The organism is Microcystis sp. M090S1, assembly GCF_020246295.1.
Lineage (GTDB): Bacteria > Cyanobacteriota > Cyanobacteriia > Cyanobacteriales > Microcystaceae > Microcystis > Microcystis aeruginosa.
Window position 1 is genome coordinate 1 of sequence record NZ_JADBTF010000218.1, and the last position, 8,464, is coordinate 8,464.

General features: G+C 45.5%; 6 protein-coding genes and 2 pseudogenes. 6 read left to right on the top strand and 2 right to left on the bottom strand.

Annotated elements, in window-relative coordinates; translation table 11 throughout:
- Together IM477_RS09785 and IM477_RS09790 are read right to left on the bottom strand one after the other, a co-directional pair.
- Positions 1-132, bottom strand: a pseudogene (locus IM477_RS09785) (type II toxin-antitoxin system HicB family antitoxin); the annotation flags it as partial.
- A 376-nt stretch (positions 133-508) separates the two neighbouring features.
- Positions 509-1,477 (bottom strand): phosphate ABC transporter substrate-binding protein, encoded by a 969-nt coding sequence (locus IM477_RS09790; RefSeq protein WP_287731556.1) that lies wholly within the window; start codon positions 1,475-1,477, stop codon positions 509-511.
- 263 nt (positions 1,478-1,740) lie between these two features.
- Here IM477_RS09790 and gpmI point away from each other — a divergent pair, with 263 nt between their 5' ends.
- From gpmI to IM477_RS09820, 6 genes and pseudogenes are all read left to right on the top strand, one after another.
- On the top strand, positions 1,741-3,339 hold the full coding sequence (gpmI, locus tag IM477_RS09795) for a 2,3-bisphosphoglycerate-independent phosphoglycerate mutase (RefSeq protein ID WP_287731557.1): 1,599 nt from the start codon (positions 1,741-1,743) through the stop codon (positions 3,337-3,339).
- A gap of 498 nt (positions 3,340-3,837) precedes the next feature.
- Positions 3,838-4,071 (top strand): preprotein translocase subunit SecG, encoded by a 234-nt coding sequence (gene secG, locus IM477_RS09800; protein ID WP_002736485.1) that lies wholly within the window; start codon positions 3,838-3,840, stop codon positions 4,069-4,071.
- Positions 4,072-4,815 (top strand): peptidase, encoded by a 744-nt coding sequence (locus IM477_RS09805; RefSeq protein ID WP_287731558.1) that lies wholly within the window; start codon positions 4,072-4,074, stop codon positions 4,813-4,815.
- 199 nt (positions 4,816-5,014) lie between these two features.
- Positions 5,015-5,743: a hypothetical protein gene (locus tag IM477_RS09810; RefSeq protein WP_287731559.1), complete on the top strand. Its 729-nt coding sequence runs from the start codon at positions 5,015-5,017 to the stop codon at positions 5,741-5,743.
- A pseudogene (locus IM477_RS09815) lies at positions 5,713-5,937 on the top strand (hypothetical protein); the annotation flags it as partial. The gene IM477_RS09810 and the pseudogene IM477_RS09815, both read left to right, overlap by 31 nt.
- 164 nt (positions 5,938-6,101) lie before the next feature.
- Positions 6,102-8,153, top strand: a complete 2,052-nt coding sequence (locus IM477_RS09820) for an NAD(P)H-quinone oxidoreductase subunit 5 (protein WP_287731560.1) — start codon at positions 6,102-6,104, stop codon at positions 8,151-8,153.
- The last annotated feature ends 311 nt before the right edge of the window (positions 8,154-8,464 follow it).

Sequence of the window (8,464 nt, forward strand, 5' to 3'; positions counted from 1 at the left end):
AAAAGCTTGTTCTAGTTCATCAACGGAAAGACCATCAAAAACGATAATATCTTCTATGTTGATGACACGACAAAAAAATAAGCGATCGCTATCGTCGGATTCAATCACAGCTTCATAGCCTTTGTATTGCATTAATTTACTCCTGCTTTAATTAAAAATTCACGAAGAGCTTTAATTTGGTATCTTTTTAGTTCTTTTTGGGGGGTGAGGGGAATGAATATTGAGGGAAATTTTGTTAAGGTCAAATCGTACTCTTGAGCCATCGCCTTGAGTAATGTTACCTCCTAATGACTGAATTAAGTTAAGGACATCATCCCAAACGATGTTACGACGGATGGGATCGGCAAAATCTGTTTTTTGTTCATTGGCTAATTATGGCTTGATAGTACCGCTAACCAAAAGCTTAATTCCTTGCTAAAAATCGCCAATAAATCCTTCATGGCCCCCAAACTAAATCGGACTAGAGAAAAGTCTATCCTATTTTGTCTTCTGAGTTAGTTTTCCTCGACTACTTTTGTAGATCTTCATTGGCCCGAAAAATCGCTTCTTGACCACCACTAGAGGACACAAAACCCATAAAAGCTTTGACCGCTTCACTAGCAGGTTCTTTGTAAACGTAGTAAAGGGTACGCTGCCAGGGATAATTAGGTTCACTGGCTGAAATTCCGTCCACAGCGAGCGCCCTGACGGTTTTTTGGTCGGCGATTTGGCTATAGGTTGCGTAACTAATGCCATTCAGTCCCAAAACTCGCAAAATTGGGGTGGTGGCATCCCTCTCCATCATTTGAAAATTAGTTCCCCTACCAAATTCTCCCCCTTGCAGGACTTCCTCACGAAAACTTTGATAAGTGCCACTAATAGGAGGACGATTAATCACTTGAATAGTAGCTGCAGAACCGCCCACCTCGGACCAAGAGGTGATTTTTCCGGTAAAAATATCTTTAACTTGGGCAGTGGTTAACCCCCCCGCAAAGGGGTTTTTTACTCCCACCACAATAGCGATCGCATCTCGAACGATCGGACTAGAAGCCAATCCCTGAGAGCGTTCTGACTCGGTTAAAGGCCGTGACACCGCCGCAATATCGATCGCCCCCCGGGCCACTTCCTCTAATCCCTTATCAGATCCTTGAGCATTTGTCAAGACCTCTACCCCCTGAAATTTGGCCGTTAAAGCGGCTTTTAAGGCTTGATTAATCTGTACCATACTGGTAGCGCCGTTAATGCGAATTGTCGTGCCACTGGGGATAGAAGTCGGTGGGGCAAAACTGACCACTCCCTGGGGTGAAGGGGGAGGGGGTAAGGGAGAGGAGGTGCTTCCCGATGTTGGGGATTTTTGCGGACTTTTACTGCTGCCACAGAGAAAGAATTCTTGACCCGCGGCACATTGACTTTGTAGCCAGAAGTAGCCCCCACCTAAAATGCCCGCAGTGGATAAAAGAGCGATTATTAAAGCAGTTGTTTCGTTTTTTTGAGACATAATTATTCAGTGATCGGTGATCAGTTAGGGGATTTGGGGAGATGGGGATTTGGGGAGATGGGGATTTGGGGAGATGGGGAGATTTCAGCTAAATTCCCCACCCCCCCACTACCCCAACACCTAACACCTAACACCTAACACCCCACTACCCCATCATTTGCTGACATTAGGGGGTCGATCGCCTCGACACAGGTGATCAATGGAAGTTTCGATGATATTATCTTAGTGCATGGAAATCCACTCTTGATTTAGGACTGTATATCATGACCCACGCACCTATATCCCCAGTCGTGCTGGTTATCCTTGATGGTTGGGGTTATCGCCCGCAAAGGTCGGATAATGCGATCGCAATGGCGAAAACCCCGATTATGGATAGTCTCTGGGAAGTGTATCCCCACACCTTAATCCGCACCTCCGCTAAGGATGTGGGACTACCAGAAGGACAGATGGGCAACTCGGAAGTTGGCCACCTGAATATCGGAGCGGGGCGAGTTGTACCACAAGAATTAGTACGAATTTCCGATGCGATCGAAGATGGTTCGATTCAACAAAATCAGGCTTTATTAAAACTCTGCGGGGAGATTCGCCCCAAAAAAAGCAAATTACACCTAATTGGTTTATGTTCTGAGGGAGGAGTCCATTCCCATCTCGATCACTTACTGGGATTATTAGACTTAGCGAAAGTGCAAGGGATTAGTGATGTCTGCATTCATGTCATCACCGATGGTCGCGATACCAATGTCACCGACGGGATGCTCGCTATTAAACGGATTCAAGAACATATTAATAAAATCAGTCTCGGTCGCATGGTGACTCTCAGTGGGCGTTATTATGCCATGGATCGGGATCACCGTTGGGATCGGGTGGAAAAAGCCTATAACGTGATGACCAGTGATCAAGGTATCGACGGGCGATCGATTACTGAAGTATTACAGGCATTTTATGATCAAAATATTACCGATGAATTTATTCCCCCCACCAGAATTGCACCGGGGGCGATCGAAGCGGGCGATGGGGTGATATTCTATAATTTCCGTCCCGATCGAGCTAGACAGTTATGTTATGCCCTGACTATGCCCGATTTTGAAGATTTCGATCGAGATTTAATTTCTCCGCTTAGTTTTGTTACTTTCACCCAATACGATCCGAAATTACCGGTAGATGTGGCCTTTGCTCCCCAGAATTTAAATAATATTTTAGGACAGGTGATCGCTCAACAGGGATTAAAACAGTTTCGTTGTGCGGAAACCGAAAAATATCCCCACGTCACCTACTTTTTTAATGGGGGATTAGAAAAACCCTTTGAGGGAGAAGTGCGCGAATTAATTCCTAGTCCAAAAGTCGCCACCTATGACCAAGCTCCGGCCATGTCGGCAGCCGCGGTGACAGCAGCGGTCTCTGCGGCGATCGAACAGGGTATCTATAGTCTCGTGGTAGTCAATTACGCTAACCCCGATATGGTGGGTCATACGGGCATTTTAGACGCGGCCATGAAAGCAGTGGAAACGGTGGATCTATGCTTGGCTAAGTTGTTAAGTAGCGTCAATAAATTGGGGGGAACAGTGTTAATCACTGCCGACCACGGTAACGCTGAAACGATGGTGGATGAGTCGGGTAATCCTTGGACGGCCCACACGACTAATCCCGTTCCTTTAATTTTAATTGAAGGGGAAGGGAGAAAAATACCCGGCCACGGTGGCGATGTGCAGCTGCGGGATGATGGTCGTTTAGCTGATATTGCCCCCACTATCCTGGAAATTCTCCAAATTCCCGTCCCGATAGAAATGACTGGGCGATCGCTGATTAAACCGGCCGAAGTGGAAATTAAAGCCAGTCGCACTCCCGTCCGCATCTCGCTTTAACAGTAATCAGTAATCAGTAATCAGTGGAAATAATTAAAAAATTGGCTAATTAGGGTTTGCGGCAAAAAGTACGGGCGAAGCATTCGGATAGAAAATCTCCGGTTTCACCGATAGGTTATTGCCCGAATGCTTCGCCCCTACAGGACGCGGGCCGATGAAGACGCAAGGTTTGGAAGCAAGATTCTCTCAAAATCTTGCACCTGTTTCGCGAAACAAGACCCTACAACCCTTACCTCGTCTATATTTCACCATTATTCAGCAAGCCCTAATTAGCAGAAAAATGACCAATAAAAACCGCTCTCTTGTAGTTATGCTGATCAGCAAATCTTATCGAAGAAAGGGCGTAGGGCATCTTTGAATGTAAGATAATGAACATTTTTCAGCCAATTTCCGAGAGAGCCATAAAAATTTAAAACTTACATCTGATAACTGATAACTGATAACTGATAACTGATGATAACTGCTATACTTTGTAATGGAAAATAGAGAGTAATGATCATGACAGTGGTGCTGGTAGTACAGATTATTTGGGCGCTGGCGGCGGCCTTTCTGGCGATTTTGGTGTTATTACACAGTCCCAAAGGGGATGGTATTGGCGGTATTGGCGGCCAATCACAGATTTTTACCAGCGCAAAAACGGCCGAAAAAACCTTAAATCAGGTGACTTGGGCGTTGGGGACTGTATTTATCACCCTAACTATTGTACTGAGCGCTGGCTGGTTAAATCGCTAAATGCTAAGAGGTCGGTTCTCTTTTCTAGGACTCGCAGCCTTGGCGAGTCTTTTGCTGTTTTCCTATTCTTTGATCGCCGACAGTCGATCGCTACCAGAGTTAAAAACCCATCCTTTACCCGCTAATTTAGCCCAATGGCAAGAGCAAAACCAGTCCGGGGATTATTTTGATGCTGTGGAAATCAGTCCCGTGGGGGCGTTGATTTGGTCGCAATTTCCCGTGAAGATTTATGTTCAAAGCGATCGCAGTTCTTGGTTGAGTTTAGTACAACAGGCGATCGCTGAATGGGGGCAGTATTTGCCGATGGAGTTGGTAAATCGGGCAGAATTGGCCGATATCCTCATTAAACGAGAGTTACCGCCGTCGGGAGTTCGTTTTAATGCCGAAACGGGTAAGTTAGAACTGCCCCGGGTGCGTTCTGCCATAACACAATACGAGATTTTTGTCAAGGAAAATCGCTTAACTCATCGGATGAGTATCCAGATTAGTCCTAATTTAGCCGATCGGTCGGCCTTAGCCGCAGCGCGGCACGAATTAGGTCACGCTTTGGGAATTTGGGGTCATAGTCCCCTAGAGACGGATGTGATGTATTTCGCTCAAACTAGAGATATTCCACCGATTTCTAGCCGGGATATTAACACTTTAAAAAAGGTTTATCAGCAGCCAACTCAGTTAGGTTGGCAGATGGATAAGCTGCTCAATAGTGAGGTACAAAGTTTTCGTTTTCGGGAGACAGGAGACTAGGAGGAGAAAAAAGACAACAGACGACTAAAATATCTGTATAACCTCTGATTATGTCAAATTTATCTAGTATTTTAGATATTCTGATCTGATAGCAGCTCAAGAGCTTACTTTTGCCAGAAGTCTAATAGCCAAATGTTCTGGGAATATTTTGTGCTATAACAGACGGGTTACTTTAACTATCCTGAGTACAGAAAGAATCATGTTTAAACAGACTAAAATCCTCGGTTTAACGATTTTAGCTTCAGTTTTCAGCTTTACGCTCTCCTCAGCTAAAGCGGCTACTGTTCAGTTTAACGCCCAGGGAAATATCACCGGCATTAAAGATCTAGTCGTCAATAATTCTTCCTACAATGTTAATTTTGTTCAGGATACTTTTAGCAATTTATTCGGCAATCCTTCCAATTTAAATCTGCAACCCACCTTTTGGCTAAATGCTCAGGGTGCAGAAGCGGCACGGAATGCCATTGATAATGTCCTAACAACGACTTATCCCGCTTTAATTGCTTTAGGTGAGACGCAAAACACAGGGAATTATGTTATTCCCCAACAATCTGCCTTCTTGGGTTTGAGTGTCATTGATAGCCAAGGCAATTTTACTTATCCTTCTGATTTGTTTGGCGCTGTCCTGGGAAATTATGGATCGTATTATGCAGGTCGTAAATGGCAGGAACACTTGGAGCAGATGTATCAAAACGGAGGAATGTGCGCTTGCAGGATAAGTTACAATATTGATCGCGATATATATGGAATCGCTATTGATGCAACCCGTACCTTTGCGCTTTTTTCTCCTAATCAGGCTCCGGTTTCTGTTACTACAGCAGCAACCATTCCCGAACCTGATAGTCTGATGGGTGTCATCGCAATAGGCTTATCTATTTTCTTTTTCTTTCCCCAAAAATTCAATTTACCGAAGCATCACAAGGTTTAGAAGTGAGCGTTTCCGGCAATACTAACAGCCTCCAAGTGGGGTTAAATCCGCGACTACCGATCGCCCAGATTCAAGGCAGTTTTTTATCCCGTTATCTTGGTAGCGAGGCGATCGTGGCGATAATTTCCTTTTCTGCTGGTTTGATTGTTTCCTTGCTTTCGTGGTTATTCGATAATTTTCCTGCTTCTCCCTAAAAATTACCGTCCCGCTCGCTAAACTGCCAAATTGATAAGATCCTTTGACCTTTCGCCGCCTTATTCACCAAAACTAGGTATAAACACTTTCTTAAGAATTAACCTATGTCACAATAGATGAGGATAAACCAAATAGTGTGAAATTGTAAACTAGGTATTACTGAATGGAACCGCTTTATCAGTACGCGTGGCTAGTTCCCGTCCTGCCTTTGGTAGGCGCTACCCTAGTCGGCGCGGGCTTAATTTCCTTTAATGAAGCCACCAATCGTCTGCGACAGGTAAATGCTGTATTGATCATTTCTACCCTCGGCGCATCGATGGTGCTTTCTTTTGCGCTGCTGTGGAGTCAAATCAATGGACACGCTCCCTACAACCAAATGATCGATTGGGCATCGGCGGGTAACTTTCACCTGAAAATGGGTTATACGATCGATCACCTCAGCGCTTTAATGTCGGTTATCGTCACCACCGTGGCCTTTTTGGTGATGATTTATACCGATGGTTACATGGCCCACGACCCCGGTTATGTGCGTTTTTACGCCTATCTGAGCATTTTTAGCAGTTCTATGCTCGGTTTGGTCATCAGTCCCAACCTCGTCCAGATCTACGTTTTCTGGGAATTGGTGGGGATGTGTTCCTATCTGCTGGTAGGTTTCTGGTTCACTCGTCCGGCGGCCGCCGAGGCCTGTCAAAAAGCCTTTGTTACCAACCGCGTCGGCGATTTTGGCTTATTACTAGGAATGCTGGGGCTTTTCTGGGCCACCGGTAGCTTCGAGTTTGATATCATGGGTGAACGTCTAGAGGAATTAGTTTCTTCTGGAGCCATTGCCGGCAGTTTAGCGGCATTATTCGCCGTTTTAGTCTTCCTTGGACCCGTGGCCAAATCAGCCCAGTTTCCCCTTCATGTCTGGCTACCGGATGCCATGGAAGGTCCGACCCCGATTTCGGCCCTGATTCACGCCGCCACCATGGTGGCCGCTGGAGTTTTCCTGATTGCTCGGATGTATCCCGTTTTTGAGCCAATTCCCACGGCGATGACGGTAATTGCTTGGACGGGGGCTTTTACCGCCTTTCTAGGGGCAAGTATCGCCCTCACCCAGAATGATATCAAAAAGGGTTTAGCCTATTCCACCATCTCCCAATTGGGTTACATGGTTATGGCTATGGGTATCGGTGCTTATAGTGCGGGGTTATTCCACCTGATGACCCACGCTTATTTTAAAGCGATGTTGTTCCTCGGTTCCGGTTCGGTCATCCACGGTATGGAGGATGTGGTCGGTCATGAGCCGGTTTTAGCGCAAGATATGCGGATGATGGGCGGTTTACGCAAGTATATGCCCATTACTGCCCTAACTTTCCTGGTGGGAACTCTGGCCATCTGTGGGATTCCTCCTTTCGCTGGTTTCTGGTCGAAGGATGAAATTCTCGGTTTAGCTTTTGAGGCGAACCCAGCTTTATGGTTAATCGGTTGGGGGACTGCGGGTTTAACAGCTTTTTATATGTTCCGGATGTACTTTAACACCTTTGAAGGGGAGTTTAGAGGTACTAATAAGGAGATTAAACGCCGACTGTTAGCCAACGCGGGCGCGATTCCGGCTTTTGGACCGGGGGCAATGAATGTTAAGCAATTGGACTCGGAAGCACAGGAAGAAGACAACCACGGCCATCATGCCCATGAACCCCACGAATCGCCAATTACGATGACTTTACCTCTCATGATTTTAGCGGTTCCCTCTTTGTTAATCGGTTTGGTGGGTAAACCTTGGCAGAATTTCTTCGAGGGTTTTATTCATGTTCCTAACGAAGTGGTGGAAGAAGTTCATGCTTTTGATTGGACAGAGTTTCTGATTATGGCGGGTAATTCGGTGGGGATTGCTTTAATCGGGATTACTGTCGCTTCTTTGATGTATCTCCAGAAGAAAATTGACCCCGCAACTATTGCGGAAAAATTCCCCGTTTTGTATCGTTTTTCCCTGAACAAATGGTACATTGATAATCTGTATGATCGAGTTTTTGTCCAGGGTTGTCGTCGTCTCGCACGGCAAATTATGGAAGTGGATTATCGCGTTATCGATGGGGCAGTGAATTTAACTGGTTTAGCTACTCTTGTCAGTGGTGAAGGTCTGAAATACCTCGAAAATGGTCGCGCCCAATTCTACGCTTTAATTGTCTTTGCCGCAGTTTTGGGTTTAGTAATTGTCTATAGTCTGGTGTAGATTTTTAATCGGTTGACTAAAGATTTTTGGGGGCGCAAAGCCCCTTTTTTCAGCTTTAATTCCCCCTTTTTAAGGGGAATTTAGGGGGAGCAAACTTTTTCAGCCAACCCTATTTAAACCGCTTATAGCGGTTTAAATAGCTGTGTGGGACAGTTAAACCTTTGCTGATTAAGCTTTTCAACATCGATAATGTACCTCTTGCGAACAGGAAACGCTATATACTAAATCCGTTGAGTATAGGCTACTTAGGGTTTGCGGCAAAAAGTACGGGCGAAGCATTCGGTTAGAAAATCTACGGTTTCACCGATAGG